The organism is Ruegeria sp. CDSC052, from assembly GCF_059610685.1.
In genome coordinates this window covers 474,880-491,794 of sequence record NZ_JBXWOB010000001.1, presented here as the reverse complement: position 1 = coordinate 491,794, position 16,915 = coordinate 474,880, and the positions used below count along the sequence as shown (strand labels likewise).

At 54.3% G+C, this 16,915-nt stretch carries 17 protein-coding genes; 13 read left to right on the top strand and 4 right to left on the bottom strand.

Features of this window, described 5'->3' with window-relative positions:
• Positions 1 to 235: 235 nt before the first annotated feature.
• The 12 genes from AC2FIM_RS02495 (at position 236) to AC2FIM_RS02440 (ending at position 12,000) form a co-directional block, all read left to right on the top strand.
• A complete protein-coding gene (locus AC2FIM_RS02495) occupies positions 236 to 1,126 on the top strand; it encodes a YicC/YloC family endoribonuclease (protein ID WP_496675618.1) in 891 nt (296 codons plus the stop codon).
• 16 nt (positions 1,127 to 1,142) lie between these two features.
• Positions 1,143 to 1,784, top strand: a complete 642-nt coding sequence (gmk, locus tag AC2FIM_RS02490; RefSeq protein ID WP_142633784.1) for a guanylate kinase — start codon at positions 1,143 to 1,145, stop codon at positions 1,782 to 1,784.
• A complete protein-coding gene (locus AC2FIM_RS02485; protein ID WP_281972093.1) occupies positions 1,781 to 2,305 on the top strand; it encodes a gamma carbonic anhydrase family protein in 525 nt (174 codons plus the stop codon). Before gmk ends, AC2FIM_RS02485 begins: the two co-directional genes overlap by 4 nt.
• Positions 2,306 to 2,339: 34 nt before the next feature.
• Positions 2,340 to 3,386, top strand: coding sequence for a sensor histidine kinase (locus AC2FIM_RS02480; protein WP_142633788.1), 1,047 nt, complete (start codon positions 2,340 to 2,342; stop codon positions 3,384 to 3,386).
• A gap of 195 nt (positions 3,387 to 3,581) precedes the next feature.
• Positions 3,582 to 4,622, top strand: a complete 1,041-nt coding sequence (locus AC2FIM_RS02475; RefSeq protein WP_142633790.1) for a substrate-binding domain-containing protein — start codon at positions 3,582 to 3,584, stop codon at positions 4,620 to 4,622.
• A 78-nt stretch (positions 4,623 to 4,700) separates the two neighbouring features.
• The gene (gene pstC, locus AC2FIM_RS02470) at positions 4,701 to 6,173 is read left to right on the top strand and encodes a phosphate ABC transporter permease subunit PstC (RefSeq protein ID WP_142633792.1); all 1,473 of its coding nucleotides are present in this window, start codon (positions 4,701 to 4,703) and stop codon (positions 6,171 to 6,173) included.
• Positions 6,170 to 7,531 (top strand): phosphate ABC transporter permease PstA, encoded by a 1,362-nt coding sequence (gene pstA / locus AC2FIM_RS02465; RefSeq protein WP_496707802.1) that lies wholly within the window; start codon positions 6,170 to 6,172, stop codon positions 7,529 to 7,531. The genes pstC and pstA overlap by 4 nt, the downstream gene beginning before the upstream one ends.
• Positions 7,532 to 7,543: 12 nt before the next feature.
• Complete coding sequence (gene pstB / locus AC2FIM_RS02460; protein WP_142633794.1) at positions 7,544 to 8,341, top strand: phosphate ABC transporter ATP-binding protein PstB; 798 nt, start codon at positions 7,544 to 7,546, stop codon at positions 8,339 to 8,341.
• Between the two features lie 16 nt (positions 8,342 to 8,357).
• On the top strand, positions 8,358 to 9,059 hold the full coding sequence (phoU, locus tag AC2FIM_RS02455) for a phosphate signaling complex protein PhoU (protein ID WP_271947126.1): 702 nt from the start codon (positions 8,358 to 8,360) through the stop codon (positions 9,057 to 9,059).
• Between the two features lie 11 nt (positions 9,060 to 9,070).
• Entirely contained in the window at positions 9,071 to 9,760 is a 690-nt protein-coding gene (phoB, locus tag AC2FIM_RS02450; protein WP_142633798.1) for a phosphate regulon transcriptional regulator PhoB, read from the top strand.
• A 121-nt stretch (positions 9,761 to 9,881) separates the two neighbouring features.
• On the top strand, positions 9,882 to 11,111 hold the full coding sequence (locus tag AC2FIM_RS02445) for an acyl-CoA dehydrogenase (RefSeq protein ID WP_496675609.1): 1,230 nt from the start codon (positions 9,882 to 9,884) through the stop codon (positions 11,109 to 11,111).
• A 121-nt stretch (positions 11,112 to 11,232) separates the two neighbouring features.
• Complete coding sequence (locus AC2FIM_RS02440; protein ID WP_496731732.1) at positions 11,233 to 12,000, top strand: SDR family oxidoreductase; 768 nt, start codon at positions 11,233 to 11,235, stop codon at positions 11,998 to 12,000.
• Here the strand turns inward: AC2FIM_RS02440 and AC2FIM_RS02435 are convergent.
• Complete coding sequence (locus AC2FIM_RS02435) at positions 11,997 to 12,866, bottom strand: acyl-CoA thioesterase (RefSeq protein ID WP_271947120.1); 870 nt, start codon at positions 12,864 to 12,866, stop codon at positions 11,997 to 11,999. The two genes, AC2FIM_RS02440 and AC2FIM_RS02435, sit on opposite strands and share 4 nt — an antisense overlap.
• A 49-nt stretch (positions 12,867 to 12,915) precedes the next feature.
• The gene (locus tag AC2FIM_RS02430) at positions 12,916 to 14,133 is read right to left on the bottom strand and encodes a serine hydrolase domain-containing protein (RefSeq protein WP_496675605.1); all 1,218 of its coding nucleotides are present in this window, start codon (positions 14,131 to 14,133) and stop codon (positions 12,916 to 12,918) included.
• A gap of 183 nt (positions 14,134 to 14,316) precedes the next feature.
• On the opposite strand from AC2FIM_RS02430, the gene AC2FIM_RS02425 reads away from it, so the two are divergent.
• Complete coding sequence (locus tag AC2FIM_RS02425) at positions 14,317 to 14,928, top strand: 2-hydroxychromene-2-carboxylate isomerase (protein WP_496675600.1); 612 nt, start codon at positions 14,317 to 14,319, stop codon at positions 14,926 to 14,928.
• Positions 14,929 to 14,940: 12 nt separating this feature from the next.
• On the opposite strand, the gene AC2FIM_RS02420 is transcribed toward AC2FIM_RS02425, so the two are convergent.
• Both AC2FIM_RS02420 and AC2FIM_RS02415 read right to left on the bottom strand, forming a co-directional pair.
• Complete coding sequence (locus AC2FIM_RS02420; protein WP_496675597.1) at positions 14,941 to 15,960, bottom strand: phosphotransferase family protein; 1,020 nt, start codon at positions 15,958 to 15,960, stop codon at positions 14,941 to 14,943.
• A 25-nt stretch (positions 15,961 to 15,985) separates the two neighbouring features.
• Positions 15,986 to 16,804, bottom strand: coding sequence for an SDR family NAD(P)-dependent oxidoreductase (locus tag AC2FIM_RS02415; RefSeq protein WP_271947112.1), 819 nt, complete (start codon positions 16,802 to 16,804; stop codon positions 15,986 to 15,988).
• Between the last annotated feature and the right edge of the window lie 111 nt (positions 16,805 to 16,915).

Below are 16,915 nucleotides of genomic sequence, written 5' to 3'. Positions count from 1 at the left end.
CCCTAACTGCAATCGACCGTCATTTTCATAAAATGCAAGATACCGGGAGCTTTTGCGCCTTGTCGGTACTTGCCTAGACGAGATTGGCACGGGTTGAGTCAATTTTGGAGTAATTCTTTAATGAATGGTTAACCTCTGTCCGACGCTGTCATTCTCAGCAAACTCTTGCCCTGCACACGAGGATGGCATTAGGTGCGGACAAGAACACTGGGCGGGCAAAGCGGAGAAGATAGGCATGATCAGATCCATGACCGGATTTGCCTCGGGCAAGGGAACACATGGTCCACATAGCTGGACCTGGGAGTTGCGCAGCGTAAACGGCAAAGGGCTGGATATGCGTCTGCGGGTGCCTGAATGGCTCACCGGGCTCGAAGCCGCGCTTCGTTCGCGGATTTCGAAAAGCCTGGGCCGGGGGAATGTGACGCTTTCGCTCAAGCTGAGCCGCGAGGAAACGACAGCCGATCTTGTGCTGAATCCAGTTGCGATGGCCGCTGCTCTGGATGCTCTGGCGCGAACGCAGACGATGGCAGAAGAACGGGGACTAGCGCTGGCCCCGTCGACGGCGGCCGAGCTTATTGCTGTCAAAGGCATGTTGGAAACCGGTGGGGATGCGGATGATCCGGCCCCCTTGGTCAAACATCTAACCGGCGCGTTTGATGATTTGCTGAGCGATTTCATTAAGATGCGTGTATCCGAAGGCCGGGCCCTGGCCGATGTGCTTGAGGCGCAGCTATCGCAGGTTTCAAGCCTTACGGAGCAAGCCGCCAAGCTCGCTGAAGAGCGCCGGGATAAAATCGCTGAAAACTTACAAGAAAACCTGCAGCGCGTGATGGATAATGCGCAAGGCGCAGATCCGGACCGGGTTGCACAGGAGCTGGCTCTGATCGCAGTCAAGTCGGATATAACGGAAGAAATTGACAGGCTGAAAGCCCATGTCACTGCCGCACGCGATTTGCTTGCACAGGATGCCGCCGTGGGGCGCAAGCTTGATTTTCTGATGCAAGAGTTCAACCGCGAGGCCAATACGCTGTGTTCCAAGGCACAAAGCGCCGATTTGACATCGGTTGGGCTTGAGTTGAAGGCGGTAATAGATCAGATGCGCGAGCAAGTGCAAAACGTAGAATAATGACAGGAGCGCCCTGATGGCGGATCGACGTGGCCTATTAATCATTCTGTCCTCGCCTTCGGGCGCAGGGAAATCCACGTTGGCCAAGCGTCTGATGCAATGGGACACAGATCTGGAGTTCTCGGTTTCGGCCACAACACGCGCGCCCCGGCCTGGGGAAGAACATGGGCGTGAGTATTATTTCCTGACCGAAGATACCTTTCGACAGCAAGTGTCCGAGGGACAGATGCTGGAACATGCCCATGTGTTTGGCAATTTCTACGGCTCTCCGGCTGGGCCAGTCCGCGAGTCCATCAATGACGGCAAGGACGTTCTGTTCGATGTCGACTGGCAGGGCGAGGTGCAGATTAGGAACTCGGATCTGGGCAAACACGCCCTGTCGATTTTCATCCTGCCACCGTCGATCCCCGAATTGCGCCGCCGATTGGAAAGCCGCGGTCAGGACAGTGAAGAGGTTATTTCCAAGCGGATGCTCAAAAGCTGGGATGAGATCAGTCATTGGGGATATTACGATTATGTGCTGGTCAATGACGATCTGGACGAGACCGAAGAAAAGCTGAAAACCATCGTCAGTGCCGAGCGAATGCGGCGTATCCAGCAACCCAAGCTTCAGGATCATGTCCGTACGCTGCAAAACGAATTCGAGGATCAGTCATGACCATCTATGCCCTTGGCTCTGATGTACCGGAAATCCACGAGGACACCTGGGTCGCCCCAGACGCCAATCTGATCGGCAAAGTCGTGCTCGAGCAGGGGACTTCGGTCTGGTTCGGCTGTACGATCCGCGCTGATCACGAGGAAATTCGGATTGGAGAAGGCAGCAATGTTCAGGAAAACTGCGTCATGCATATTGATGCGGGGTATCCTCTGACCATCGGGAAGAACTGCACGATTGGGCATAAGGTCATGCTGCATGGCTGTACGATCGGGGATAATACCCTGATCGGAATGGGGGCCATCGTGTTGAACGGTGCCAAGATCGGCAAAAACTGTCTGATCGGGGCAGGGGCTTTGGTGACCGAAGGAAAAGAGATACCGGATAATTCTCTGGTCATGGGCTCACCGGGTAAAGTCGTGCGCGAGATCGACAATGCGACCGCCCAGAAGCTGACCTTCAGCGCCTTGCATTATCAAGAAAACATGCGTCATTTTCGCGATACAATGCGAGAGCTATCCTAGCGTCCAACTGCGTTGCTAAGAGAACTGCCCCTATATGACCAACGACCAACTTGAAGAAATTGTAACCGCCATCCCGATGCCCGCGCTGATGGTTGACCAGACGGAACGGATTATTGCGGTCAATACCGAAGCAAAGACGTTGTTGGGCCAGAATATCCTGCAGCGGCATTTCGCGACCATCCTCAGACAGCCGCAGGTTATCGAAGCGATTGAACAAAGCCTGCGCACGAAGGGAACGTCCAACACTCGGCACCTGTCCAATGACGGTGCCCAGGATACAACTTTCGAAGTTCAGTGCCGGTATATGAATGGGGTCGGTGCAGTATCCGGCGGTGCGTTGCTTGCTGTATTTCAGGACGTTACGCATGTTGAGCAAGCAAATCAGATGCGACGTGATTTCGTCGCGAATGTCAGCCATGAATTGCGGACCCCGCTGACGGCATTAATGGGCTTTATTGAAACCTTGCGCGGTCCGGCCCGAGATGACGAGGCTGCCCGGGATCGTTTTCTTCAGATCATGAACGACGAGGCAAATCGAATGAACCGGCTTGTCGGTGATCTTCTGTCTTTGAACCGCGTCGAAAGCGAAGAGCGGGTTCGCCCGAAAGAACAACTTGAGTTGACAGCACTTCTTAAATCGACCCTCAATTCTCTGCGCCCGTTGGCAGATGACGCGGATGTAGTGCTGAGCCTGGATGCGCCCGAAGACAAAATAATGCTAGTTGGCGACAGCGACCAGTTGCTCCAAGTATTTACCAACCTGATCGAGAACGGAATTAAATACGGCGGCAGCGGTGGTCGGGTAGAAGTTCGCGTCAAATCTTCGGATCACGATACTGCTATGCGTGGTCCCGGTGTTCGCGTTCAGATCGTGGATAGGGGACCTGGAATCGACCCGAAGCATGTATCGCGTTTGACCGAACGATTCTATCGCGCGGACAGTCATAGGTCACGGCAACTGGGTGGAACCGGGTTGGGCCTGGCGATTGTAAAACATATTCTAAACCGCCATCGCGGCAGATTGCGGGTGGAAAGCGATCTTGGAAAAGGCACTGTTTTTACAGTGATTTTGCCGCGCTGATCGCTTGGATCAAGCCAGTTGTCGGATCTGTTTTGTTTCTTTCACAGCATATGTTCTGTGGCGTATCGGCTGAAAATCCAAACATGTCATGAAACCGTTACACACTTGTCACAAAAGACTTACGCACGACTTTTAGAGGTTCGGCCAAGATCATCATGAGGATGATCCAGAAACATATTTCTCAAGGAGACTGAAATGTCCTTTGTAAAACTGTCGGCTTCGGTTCTGGCTATCGCTGCTGTTTCGGCCACTGCGGCCACCGCGCGTGATCAAGTTCAGGTTGCTGGTTCTTCCACCGTTCTGCCCTATGCTTCGATCGTTGCAGAAGCCTTTGGCGAAAACTTTGACTTCCAGACCCCGGTTGTTGAATCGGGCGGATCTTCGGCCGGCCTCAAGCGGTTCTGTGAAGGTGTTGGCGAAAACACCATCGACGTAGCGAACGCTTCGCGCCAGATCCGTGAAAAAGAGATCAAAGCCTGTGCCGAAAACGGCGTCACCGACATCATCGAAGTTCAGATCGGCTATGACGGCATCGTTTTCGCATCCGACATCAACGGCAACTCGTTCGAGTTCACGCCGGAAGATTGGTACAAAGCTCTGTCCGCTCAGATCGTGGTTGATGGCCAGCTGGTCGACAATCCCAACAAGACCTGGGCCGACGTGAACCCTGCATTCCCAGCGCAGCCGATTGCAGCCTTCATCCCCGGCACCAAGCACGGCACGCGTGAAGTGTTCGAAGACAAGGTGATCCTGGCCGGTTGTGAGCATCTGGGTGACTTTGATGTCTACAAAGCCGCAAATGGCGACGACAAGAAAGCCGCTGAAAAAGCCTGTATCGCTCTGCGTACGGATGGCGTTTCGGTCGACATCGACGGTGACTATACCGAGACCCTGGCGCGTATCGACAGCAACAAAGACGGCATCGGCGTCTTTGGTCTGGCGTTCTACGAAAACAACACCGACAAACTGCAGGTTGCGACCATGGCAGGCATCGTGCCTTCGACCGAATCCATCGCAACTGGCGAATACCCGGTATCGCGCCCGCTGTTTTTCTATGTGAAAAAAGCGCATATCGGCGTTATCCCCGGGCTGAAAGAATATGCAGAGTTCTTCGTCGCTGACGAGGTTGCAGGCCCCGATGGCCCTCTGGCTGCATACGGTCTCGTATCAGACCCAGAGCTGGTCAAGGTTCAGGAAATCGTAGCCAGCGAAACCACTTTGGGCGGCGGTTCCTAAGCTTTCACACGACTGAACCGGGGCGGTGTCTACGCCCCGGTTTTCTTAAATCCACTCCTGCCGCTTGACGGAGTTCTCATGGCACTAACCTGGCTGCTGCTCATTTTGCTGGCGATTGCTGTTCTTGGCTATTTTGCGGGCCGGTCCCGCGCGATGGCCAGCGCGGACGGAAACCTGCGCAATCTGCACTCTCTTCCATCCTATTACGGCTATAACGTCGCACTGACGGCTCTGATACCGGGGTTCGTTTTGTTGGTCACCTGGTTGCTGGTGCAGCCCTTGATCGTTAGCAATTCTGCCTCTGGGTTGCTGCCGGACTCGGCAATCCCCGAGGGGTCGACCCGCGGCTTGCTGATGAGCGAAGTGCGCCGGGTCGCCAACGGCCTGGACGGCGCGGTTGCCGCAGGCACCATGACCGAAGACTTTGCCCGCAGCGCGCATGAGGATTTTGCCGATGTGACCGCGAGACTGAAAGAGGCTGGCCAGATCATTACGCAAGAGGTAACCGCACCCATTCTGCTGGCGGCGCAGAAATATCGCTCGATGAGCGCAAGCGGAAACATTGCGATGCAGATCGCGGTTTTGGTTGTGACGCTGATCGGGGCCTCATTTGCCTATATCCGCACTCATAAAGAATTTCGCGCCCGAAATGTTGTCGAACAAGGCATTCTGGCGCTGCTGCTGCTGGCCGCTTCGATCGCAGTTCTGACCACAGTCGGCATCGTCCTGTCCATGTTTTTTGAAACGATGAATTTCTTCGAACTTCATTCGTGGAAAGACTTTTTCTTTGGAAGCACCTGGGCCCCGAACTTCCGGGGCGGAAGTGAACTGTCGATCCTCCCACTGCTGTGGGGGACTTTGTATATTTCTCTGATCGCGTTGCTGGTTGCGGTTCCGATTGGGCTGTACGCTGCGATCTATCTTTCCGAATATGCCTCGAGCGTGGCAAGGTCTGTGGCCAAGCCTTTGCTGGAAATCCTCGCCGGTATCCCAACCATCGTTTACGGTCTTTTCGCGCTGCTGACGGTCGGTCCGGCACTGGTATCTGTGTTCGGGCAGGGGGGTGCTTTGGGCGTTGGTTGGATGGCCAGTTCGAACGCTGTACTCACGGCGGGTCTGGTCATGGGCATCATGCTCATCCCATTCGTGTCGTCACTATCTGACGACATCATCAACGCGGTGCCCCAGTCAATGCGAGACGGATCGCTAGGCTTAGGCGCAACGCATTCCGAAACTGTCAGGCAAGTCGTCCTGCCGGCAGCTTTGCCCGGGATCGTAGGGGCAATCTTGTTGGCCGCCAGCCGCGCAATCGGTGAGACCATGATTGTCGTGATGGCCGCAGGTGCGATTGCCAAATTCTCGGGAAACCCGTTCGAAGCCATGACCACAATCACCACTAGGATCGTCAGCCAGCTGACCGGGGATACTGATTTCGCAAGCCCGGAGACTCTTGTGGCCTTTGCCCTGGGTCTGACCCTGTTCATCATCACGCTGGGGCTGAACATCTTCGCCCTCTATATCGTGCGCAAATACCGGGAGCAGTATGAATGACTGACATGTCCCAAAAACAAGACGCAGCACCTGCCGCTAAACACAAAGGGGCTTCGCTGTTCAATCAGGACACACAAACCAAGCGTCGCAATGCGGCCGAAACCCGGTTCAAATTGTACGGTATCGCGGCCATTGGTATCGGTCTTGTGATGTTGATTGTGTTGGTGACTAATATCGTCACCGCTGGTACGGGCGCTTTTCAGCAAAGCTTCCTAGAGCTGACGATTGAGCTGAAGGAAGACAAGCTCGACAAAAAGGGCAACCGCGACATCGCGGATATCAGCAAGGTTTCGACCTTCGGATACGCGCCTTTGATCGCCTCCGCACTGGAGGTTGAGGTGCAGAAACTGGGCATCCAGTCCGATCTGTCGCCCAAAGAGATGGGGCAAATCCTTTCCAAATCCGCACAGGCGGACCTTCGTAATTACGTCATCTCGAACCCGGATGAGATCGGAAAGTCGGTCAGCTTCCGTTTTTTGGTGAACAGCCGCGTTGATGGCTATCTGAAGGGCCGTGTGACACGCCATTCCATCGCGAATGACAAGAGCATCTCGGTCGCACAGCTGGACTTCGTGGATCAGTTGCGTGCTGCTGGTGTGCTGTACAAGGCGTTCAACCCTGACTTTATCTTCGGGGCGGACGCCTCCGATCAGCGGCCCGAGGCTGCCGGGATCGGGGTCTCTATGCTGGGCTCACTGTTCATGATGCTGGTTGTGTTGGTGCTGGCGCTGCCGATCGGGGTTGCGGCCTCAATCTATCTGGAAGAATTCGCGCCGCAGAACCGGTTTACCGATATTATCGAGGTGAATATCTCGAACCTCGCGGCAGTTCCTTCGATTGTGTTCGGTATTCTGGGCCTGGCCGTGTTCATCAACTATATGCACCTGCCGACCTCGGCCCCGCTGGTGGGTGGTCTGGTTCTGACGCTGATGACGCTGCCGACGATCATCATTTCGACCCGCGCGTCGCTAAAGGCGGTGCCGCCGTCGATCCGGGACGCCGCGCTGGGGGTAGGGGCCTCGAAAATGCAGGCAGTGTTTCATCATGTGTTGCCACTGGCCGCACCTGGCATCCTGACGGGTACTATTATTGGCCTGGCGCAGGCGCTTGGTGAAACTGCGCCGTTGCTGCTGATCGGGATGGTGGGCTTTATCGCCTCGAACCCGCCGGATGGAATAGTGGACGGTTTTCTGTCTCCGAACTCGGCCATGCCAGCACAGATTTACGAATGGTCCAAGCGCGCCGACCCGGCCTTTTACGAACGCGCATGGGGGGGCATCATTATCCTTCTGCTTTTCCTGGTAACAATGAATGCAATCGCAGTCATCCTGCGCCGTCGCTTTGAACGCCGCTGGTAAATGGGGTCAATTATGAACGATATGACACGAGTGGAGAGAACCGTGGACGCCAAAGACATCAAGATCGCCGCGAACAAGGTTCAGGTTTATTACGGTGAAAATCACGCCATCAAAGACGTCGACGTCAGGATCGAAGACAAGACCGTCACCGCCTTTATTGGTCCCTCGGGTTGCGGAAAATCCACCTTCCTGCGCTGCCTGAACCGGATGAACGACACGATCGACATCTGCCGTGTCGAGGGCGATATCCTGCTGGATGGCGAAGATATCTATGACAAACGCGTCGACCCGGTTCAGCTGCGTGCCAAGGTCGGCATGGTGTTCCAGAAACCGAACCCGTTTCCCAAGTCGATCTATGACAATGTGGCCTACGGCCCGCGTATCCACGGGTTGGCCAGAAACAAAGCTGAACTGGACGAGATTGTTGAGAAATCACTGCGCCGCGGCGCCATCTGGGATGAGGTCAAAGACCGTCTGGATGCCCCCGGAACCGGCCTGTCCGGCGGTCAGCAACAGCGCCTGTGCATCGCCCGTGCGGTGGCTACGGAACCTGAGGTTCTGCTGATGGACGAGCCGTGCTCGGCCCTTGATCCGATTGCGACTGCGCAGGTCGAGGAACTGATCGACGAATTGCGGTCGCGATACTCGGTGGTGATCGTTACCCACTCGATGCAGCAGGCCGCTCGCGTCAGCCAGAAGACCGCGTTTTTCCATTTGGGCAACCTTGTCGAGTTTGGTGAAACCGGACAGATTTTCACCAACCCAGAAGATCCCCGCACCGAAAGCTACATCACCGGCCGTATCGGCTGAACATAGGTATTCTGAGATGACAGAACAACATATCGCATCCGCCTTCGACCGGGATCTGGAAGCCATTCAGGCGCATATCATGAAAATGGGCGGCCTCGTCGAAGCCGCAATCATGAGCGCGGCACGGTCGCTTGAGTCGCGCGATGTCGAACTCGCGCAAGAGGTGCGTCAGGGCGACAAGGCCATTGATGCGTTGGAAGAGCTGATCAACGAAGAAACGGCGCGTTTGATCGCGCTGCGTGCGCCAACAGCAAGCGATCTTCGTCTGGTCCTATCGGTATTGAAGGTTTCCGCCAACCTGGAACGTATCGGCGACTATTCAAAGAACATAGCCAAACGCACGACGGTCCTGGTCAATACCAGTGAGATCAATGGCAGTGCCGCCGCCTTGCGACGTATGGCACGTGAGGTCGAGCGGATGCTCAGGGACGCTTTGGACGCCTATGTCCAGCGCGACGCTGAGCTGGCGGCGGATGTCATCGAACGTGATGAGGAAGTCGACCAGATGTATAATGGTCTGTTCCGAGAATTCCTGACTTTCATGGCAGAAGACCCACGCAACATCTCATCCTGTATGCACCTGCATTTCATCGCCAAGAATATAGAACGTATGGGCGATCATGTGACGGCGATTGCCGAGCAGGTCGTTTATCTGGTGACCGGAGAGCGCCCGACAGAAGCGCGTCCCAAAGCCGATTTTACATCGCAATCCGTCTAGGAGATTTGAGAATGTCCGCTGATCAACCGACCGTTCTGGTTGTCGAGGATGAGCCGGCTCAGCGCGAAGTCCTGGCCTATAATCTCGAGGCAGAAGGCTTTCGCGTATCCAAAGCAGCCAATGGTGAAGAGGCCATGTTGCTGGTCGATGAAGACAGTCCGGACATTATCGTACTGGACTGGATGATGCCCAATCTCAGCGGGATCGAGGTTTGCCGCCGGCTGAAAACCCGCTCCGACACGCGGTCGATTCCAATTATCATGTTGTCGGCCCGGTCGGAAGAAATCGACAAAGTACGAGGTCTGGAAACCGGGGCTGATGACTATGTGGTCAAACCCTATTCGATTGTCGAGCTTATGGCCCGGGTACGCACCCAGTTGCGGCGTGTCCGGCCTGCGACTGTAGGAATTAGGCTGGAATTCGCAGACATCGTTTTGGATTCTGAAACTCATAAGGTCAGCCGCGACAGCAAACCACTAAAGCTTGGCCCAACCGAATTTCGCTTGCTGAGCACATTCATGGAAAAGCCGGGCCGCGTCTGGAGCCGAGAACAGCTATTGGATCGCGTCTGGGGGCGGGATATTTATGTCGATACACGAACGGTCGACGTTCATATCGGCCGCTTACGCAAAGCACTAACGCAGTATGGTGGAGATGATCCGGTTCGCACTGTTCGCGGTGCGGGATACGCGCTGGGTTGAACGCGTGGGGCAGGCGGATGCAAGCTATGAGTTTTACTCAAGGGTGGATGCGAAACTCTTACTGTTTTTTGACGGGCCGACGGGTTAGTTTGCCGCGAAGCTGACAAAGCGGAGAAGCACCATGAATGCCCCTGACACCAAGCCGACATTACGCGCCAAAGATGTGCCTGACATGGGCCAGTTCGCCTGGGATGATCCGTTCCGCCTGTCAGACCAGCTAGACGAAGACGAACGTATGATTGCGGCCAGTGCGCAAGCCTATGCGCAGGAAAAGCTTCAGCCGCGGGTGACAGAAGCATTTCAGAACGAAAAAACTGACCCCGAGATTTTTCGTGAAATGGGTGAAATGGGTCTGCTGGGCACTACGATCCCGGAAGAATACGGCGGGCTAGGGGGCGGATATGTCTCTTACGGCCTTGTCGCCCGAGAAGTGGAACGCGTGGATTCGGGCTATCGCTCGATGATGTCTGTACAAAGCTCGTTGGTGATGTATCCGATCTATGCCTATGGCAGCGAGGAGCAGCGCCGGAAATACCTTCCGAAACTGGCCAGCGGCGAATGGATCGGATGTTTTGGTCTGACCGAACCTGATGCGGGCTCTGATCCGGCAGGTATGAAAACGCGTGCGGAAAAGATCGACGGTGGATATCGTCTATCTGGCAGCAAGATGTGGATATCGAACGCCCCGATTGCGGATGTGTTTGTTGTTTGGGCCAAATCTGATGCACATGACGGAAAGATCCGTGGTTTTGTCCTTGAAAAAGGCCTCAAAGGTCTGAGCGCGCCGAAAATCCAGAACAAGCTGAGCCTACGCGCCTCGATCACCGGTGAAATTGTGCTGGAGGGTGTCGAAGTCACCGAGGATGCTTTGCTGCCTCATGTTCAGGGCCTGAAAGGCCCGTTTGGATGTCTTAACCGCGCACGCTACGGAATCAGCTGGGGTGTTATGGGCGCTGCCGAAAGCTGTTGGCATGCGGCGCGCCAATATGGGTTGGACCGGAAACAATTTGACAAGCCATTGGCGCAGACGCAGCTTTTCCAGCGCAAATTGGCGGATATGCAGACAGAAATTGCTCTGGGTCTTCAGGCAAGCCTGCGTGTCGGGCGACTGATGGACAAGGCCGAAGCCGCGCCCGAGATGATATCGATCATTAAGCGCAACAATTGCGGCAAAGCCCTGGATATTTCACGTCATGCGCGTGACATGCACGGCGGCAACGGCATTTCGCTAGAGTTTCAGGTCATCCGACATATGGTGAACCTAGAAACGGTCAACACCTACGAGGGGACGCATGATGTTCACGCGTTGATCCTCGGGCGTGCACAGACGGGATTGCAGGCGTTTTACTAAGTTTCCAGAATACGTGTAATTGGTATTATGGTAAATTAATGCCAATGCGCTTGGGAAACTTTTCAAATCCTCACAATACCTTACGATCTGTTCCTGACACCTACTGCATCATGAGGATCGAATGGAATTGAACGGAAAGATCGTTGTTGTGACCGGTGCCGCTGATGGCATCGGAAAAGGTTTGGCACAGCGATTTGCTCGTGAAGGTGCCACGGTTGTCTGCGCTGATATCAACAAAACCGGCGCAGACGCTGTCGCAAAAGAGATTGGCGGCCATTCATTCCATTGTGATGTTTCGCTTGAGGCTAATACAGCCGAGTTGATCGAAGCTGTAGAAAGCTCGGTTGGCCCTATCGATCTGTATTGTGCAAATGCCGGGATATTGACGATTGGTGGTTTGGAGGTTCCGGATGAAGACTGGGATCGCATCTGGAAAATCAACGTGATGTCACATGTTTGGACCGCGCGGCATCTGGTGCCCAGAATGCTCGAACGTGGCGGCGGCTATATCATGACAACGGCCTCAGCCGCTGGATTGCTGAACCAGCCAGGTGCAGCTCCATATGGTGTCACAAAGCACGCAGCCGTTGGGTTTGCTGAATGGTTGTCGTTTACATATGGGCACAAAGGTTTGCGGGTCTCGGTACTTTGCCCACAAGCCGTACGGTCCGATATGACGCGCGGGCACGAAACTTCCGTGGCTTCGATTGACGGAATGTTGGAACCTGAAGATGTTGCCGAGGCTTGCGTAAAGGCAATATCTTCTGAGCAATTTCTGGTACTGCCGCATCCACAGGTTCTGGACTACATTCGCCATAAATCCGGAGATTATGACAGGTGGATTTCAGGAATGCAGAAGTTAAATCAAATGTTTATTGAAGAGACTTAACTTTTGTTCTGAGGGCGCCTCATCAGGCCTTCCTGGGCAACTGATGCGACCAGAACGCCATCTTCGGAATAGATTGATCCACGGTTGAAGTTGCGCCCTCGTCCGCTCCATGGCGAATCCATGGAATACAGATGCCAATTCTCGAACTTGAGCGGCGCGTGAAACCAAATCGCATGGTCCAGGCTGGCGCCGTTCACCTCACCAGTAAACCAGCTTAGGCCGTGCGGGCGCATTCCCGAGCTCATGAGATACATATCTGAAGCATAGGCCAGCAACAGATGCTGCGTGACCGCATCGGCATTGGCCGCGGCCCCCATCCGGAACCAGATCTGGTTGCGGTCATCCGATTTCTCTGGGTTGAAAGGATCCAGATGGCCGACCTCGCGGACTTCGATCGGGCGCTCGCGTGTTAGTTCTCCGCGAAAGCTGGGCGATACTTTGTCCAGATATTTCTTCTTGAGCTCTGATCTCGATGGGTAGGATTCAGGCGTTTCCATCTCAGGCATGTCGTGCTGATGATCCCAACCTTCGTCCTGAATGTGGAATGAGGCGGACATGTTTAAAATCTGCTTACCATGCTGAATTGCAACCACACGGCGCGTCGTGAAGGAACCTCCGTCACGGGCCCTATCAACTTGATAAATTACGGGAATGCTTGGGTCGCCTGGGCGGATGAAATAGGCGTGCAGGGAATGACATAGGCGGTTGTCGACGGTGCGATATGCGGCGGCTAGTGCTTGTGCGATGACCTGACCGCCGAAAATCCGCATAGGTGTTTCGCCGCCCGACCCTGTTCCCCGAAACAGGTCCACTTCCAGTCTTTCAACGTCCAGAAGATCCAGAAGAACTCTCTCTGCTTCGGTCATATGCGGTACTCCGATTAATCTTGGCGAATGGGTATCAGCGCGCCGAATGTCATTCAATGATTGACCCGAGGGTGAGCGCCTTCAATTCTGCGCGGGAGGGATAAGAGCTGGATGGTGACAGTTGGGTGAAAAAAATCGCTGTAAAATCGTTCTGACGATCAACCCAAAAGAAGGTCGATGCCATACCACCCCAGCTGAAATCCCCCATGCTGCTCGGAACACAGGTTCTGCCGGGGTTAATGATGACAGCGCCACCAAGGCCAAAGCCCATGCCCTCCATGGGTTGTTCCGCAAAACTCTGCGGTCCCATCGAGGCAATATCGCCGGGTAAGTGGTTGTGAAGCATGAATTCTACAGTTTTTGGTGCAAGAATCTGTTGATCACCGAATCTTCCGCGATTTCGGAGCATCTCTGAAAATCTAGCAAAGTCATCAATGGTTGAAACCAACCCTCCGCCCCCAGAGTACATTGTTGCCGATTCAAAGGGCGATGCTTCGGCATTGTCGACCAGACGCAATGTCTGCTCACCCGTACGGGCTTCGTTTAGCGCCATCGCATTGCCCGCCAAAGGCGTATAGAGCGAGGCAAACCGATCCCCTGCTCCCGCCGGAACCCTGAACCCGGTCTGGGACATGCCAAGAGGTTTGAAAATCTCTTCCGCAAGGAAATGCTCCAGAGATTGGCCAGAAATAACTTCTATCACGCGACCAATAACGTCTATCCCCACCGAATATTCCCATCGCGTTCCTGGCTGAAAGGCGAAAGGCAAAGTGGACAGCAAAGATACTCTTTCGGCCAAAGACCCTTCTTTAGGGCCGAAAACAAGATCAAGTTCGTCCATTGCCGCAGCCAGGATGCCGGGGTTGAAAGGATAGCTCAGGCCACTTGTATGGGTCAGCAGCTGATGAAGCGTTGGTGCAGGTGCAGGTTCGGTCTGATCCAACCTTGTGGCGCCGGGTACCAGCGCCTGTGTTGCGGTGAAATCAGATATATATTCAGACACTTGAGCGCCGAGGTGAACCTCACCGCGTTCGACAAGGATCATCAGGGCCGCAGTGGTTATCGGCTTGGTCATCGAATAGATGCGAACGAGGGTATCCCGCTCGAATGGCAGATTGTTCTCAACGCTTCTAAGCCCGCAGGAATGAAACAGAACCTCCCTGCCCTGATGCATCATCAAGAATGAGCTTCCGGCATATTTGCGATCATCCACATAGGATTGCATCCAATCGCAAATACGATCTAGCCGGGCTTGTTCGAACTTCATCTGTGTGTGCTCAACTTTGAGAAATTAACGTATCTTTCCCGGATATTGCGGGGTTAAGCGGAAAAAGGACAGCTAAATCACCTCAATCCAACGATGTCCCTGTACGCCAGAAGGGTTTTGCCTGCTAATGTGGTCGCAGATAGATTCGTGTCCGGTTCGGCTCTCGCCTAATGGAGGAGAAATATGCCGCAACATATAGAATTTGTTTATGATTTTTGCAGTCCGAACGCCTTCCTCGCGCAGAAGATGATATCTGATATCGCTGCAAAGCACGAAGTCGGTGTTACATATGTTCCGGTTCTGCTGGCCACTGTTTTCAAAGCCACCAATAACCAAAGCCCGTTTAAGGCTTTTTCAGAGAACCGGCAGAAGACGGCCTATTTGACCCGCGATCTCCATCGCTTTGCGCGTCACCGTGGGTTGAGCTTTCATATGAGCCCACATTTCCCGATGAACACCAAATTCGCCATGCGCGGGGCTTTGTTAGCATCCGGTAAACCATGGGAAAACAGATATATAGCGTCCATATTTGATGCTATTTGGGTGCACGGCCAAAAAGTGGATGATCTGGGTGTCCTTTGCGACATTCTTCAGGATAACGGCTTGCCTATACGAAAACTGCGCGAGGCCATGACCAATCTGAACGTAAAACAAAACCTGAAAAACCAAACCAAGGCTATGGTCAAGCGAGGTGTTTTCGGTGTCCCCAGCATGTTTGTAGATACTGAGATGTTCTTTGGCAAAAACAGCCTGGCCAACCTTGAGCTTGAATTGTCGAGATTTCATACGCCCTAGGTGGTTTCACCCTCAGCCCAATGCAGTCAGCCCTCGTTGTGCAAACTTAGGAACGTAACTACCAAAAACCTGAGCTCTTTTCGGATCAGAGGCGTTTCCGTCAAGCGCCCGCTTATAAACACCCTGCAAGATCGCGGCCATTCGGAAGAAATTGAACGCCAGATAGAACCCAAAGTTATCAATTCCGGGCAGATCGCGGCGCTCGCAGTATTGATCAATGAAAGCCTGATCGGATGGCAGGCCGAGCGAGGACCGGTCTATGCCAGCCAGACCCCGCCCCTCTTTTCCAGGTGGCATCTGCCATTGCATGATAACGGCTGCGAGATCGGCAAAGGGATGCCCGATTGTCGACAATTCCCAATCCAGTACGCCCAGACAGCGTGTGCCCTGCTTTTCGAACATCAGATTGTCGATGCGGTAATCGCCGTGAACCAGCGTTCTCTGACCATCATCCTTGGGGGTTGCGTTGGTCAAAGCCTCGATCAAGGCATCCATATCCGGAATCTGAGTGGTTTCGGACGCCCGAAATTGTTTCGTCCACCGCCCGATCTGACGCTCAAAATAGCTTCCCGGCGGGCCATAGTCGGACAGACCAACAGAATCGATGTCGACCTTATGCAGCGCCGCCAGAACGCGGTTCATCTCGTCGATAATTGCCGTGCGGGTTTCGGTTCTTTCACCAAGCATTGTGGGTTCAAGAAAAGTCCTGCCATCGAGATGCTCCATCACATAAAACGCCGACCCGATGACGTCATCATCCTCGCAAAGCAGCAGCATTTTGGGTACAGGCACATCGCTGTCGGCCAGAGCACTTTGAACCCTGAACTCGCGGTCAACGGCATGGGCGGATTTCAGCAACACTCCCGGCGGCTTGCGGCGCAGGACATAGGAATTCTCAGGCGTTTTTAACTCAAAAGTTGGGTTTGATTGGCCAACCTCGAATTTTTTCGCCTCCAACGGACCCCGATACCTTTTGAGATGCGTGCCGAGATAGGCATCGACGCGTTTCAGATCCAGAATTGCGTTGTCCATTTCGTGGCTCCCCTTGGCCGATGCTTCAGAGTGCTTCAGCAAAGATGTTGCCGGCGGTGACAACATTGATCCCGCCCGAAACCGGGATCACCGCGCCTGTGACATAGCTGCCGCCCAGACCGCACAGGAACAGCATACAGCCTGCGATATCCTCGTCACGTCCAACGCGACCCAAGGGCACGGATTTGCCGACTTTCTTGCGCGTCCCTTCGTCAGATGTGGCAAATGCCGTCATCCGAGAGACAAAGGGTCCAGGTGCCAGCGCATTGACGGTGATGTGATGCGGAGCAAGTTCTTTGGCCATGATTTTGGTTAGATGCAGCACAGCCGCCTTTGAGGCAGAGTAGCTATACGCACCGTCGCCCATAGGAACTTCGCCCATAACCGATCCAACATTGACGATGCGGGATGGATCTTCGGCAGTCCCGGAAGACATCAGAATCGGCAACAGTTTTTGGGTCAGTTCGAATATTCCTGTCACATTGATCGACATGACTTTTTCCCAGGCTTCGTAGGGAAACTGACCCATCGGTGCGCCCCAGGAAACACCGGCATTGTTCATGAGGATATCCAGCCGGTCCGTGCGCTTGAGCACTTCGGCCACCAGATTGCCGACACCCTCTTTTGATCCGACATCACCGGCAAACCCTTCGGCGGTTCCTGTGGCGCCCAGTGCGTTCAATTCGGCCGCGACCGCCTCGCACGCGTCACCTTTACGAGATGCCAACAGTACACGTGCACCCGCCCGGACCAGCGCCTCGGCCGCCATTCGGCCAATTCCGGTGGCCCCACCCGTGACCAGAGCGGTTTTGCCCTGCAATGAGAAAAGAGTTTCGGGGGTCATGACCTGCTCCTCGGTTTTTGATTTTGGCAAACTGTCTCATTTGTCGGTCAAGAGTAACGCCTAACCCGGTTGTGCCGGGTGGTTTCTTGACAACTCAGAACAGTAGGCCAA

Bases quoted from the DNA above. Each gene is read 5' to 3' on its own strand.
- pstC (WP_142633792.1), top strand. From the start codon at position 4,701: ATGGCACTAACCTGGCTGCTGCTCATTTTGCTGGCGATTGCTGTTCTT.
- AC2FIM_RS02485 (WP_281972093.1), top strand. From the start codon at position 1,781: ATGACCATCTATGCCCTTGGCTCTGATGTACCGGAAATCCACGAGGAC.
- AC2FIM_RS02425 (WP_496675600.1), top strand. From the start codon at position 14,317: ATGCCGCAACATATAGAATTTGTTTATGATTTTTGCAGTCCGAACGCC.
- AC2FIM_RS02480 (WP_142633788.1), top strand. From the start codon at position 2,340: ATGACCAACGACCAACTTGAAGAAATTGTAACCGCCATCCCGATGCCC.
- phoB (WP_142633798.1), top strand. From the start codon at position 9,071: ATGTCCGCTGATCAACCGACCGTTCTGGTTGTCGAGGATGAGCCGGCT.
- gmk (WP_142633784.1), top strand. From the start codon at position 1,143: ATGGCGGATCGACGTGGCCTATTAATCATTCTGTCCTCGCCTTCGGGC.
- AC2FIM_RS02440 (WP_496731732.1), top strand. From the start codon at position 11,233: ATGGAATTGAACGGAAAGATCGTTGTTGTGACCGGTGCCGCTGATGGC.
- AC2FIM_RS02495 (WP_496675618.1), top strand. From the start codon at position 236: ATGATCAGATCCATGACCGGATTTGCCTCGGGCAAGGGAACACATGGT.
- AC2FIM_RS02475 (WP_142633790.1), top strand. From the start codon at position 3,582: ATGTCCTTTGTAAAACTGTCGGCTTCGGTTCTGGCTATCGCTGCTGTT.
- pstB (WP_142633794.1), top strand. From the start codon at position 7,544: ATGAACGATATGACACGAGTGGAGAGAACCGTGGACGCCAAAGACATC.
- pstA (WP_496707802.1), top strand. From the start codon at position 6,170: ATGACTGACATGTCCCAAAAACAAGACGCAGCACCTGCCGCTAAACAC.
- AC2FIM_RS02435 (WP_271947120.1), bottom strand. From the start codon at position 12,866: ATGACCGAAGCAGAGAGAGTTCTTCTGGATCTTCTGGACGTTGAAAGA.
- AC2FIM_RS02415 (WP_271947112.1), bottom strand. From the start codon at position 16,804: ATGACCCCCGAAACTCTTTTCTCATTGCAGGGCAAAACCGCTCTGGTC.
- AC2FIM_RS02420 (WP_496675597.1), bottom strand. From the start codon at position 15,960: ATGGACAACGCAATTCTGGATCTGAAACGCGTCGATGCCTATCTCGGC.
- AC2FIM_RS02445 (WP_496675609.1), top strand. From the start codon at position 9,882: ATGAATGCCCCTGACACCAAGCCGACATTACGCGCCAAAGATGTGCCT.
- AC2FIM_RS02430 (WP_496675605.1), bottom strand. From the start codon at position 14,133: ATGAAGTTCGAACAAGCCCGGCTAGATCGTATTTGCGATTGGATGCAA.
- phoU (WP_271947126.1), top strand. From the start codon at position 8,358: ATGACAGAACAACATATCGCATCCGCCTTCGACCGGGATCTGGAAGCC.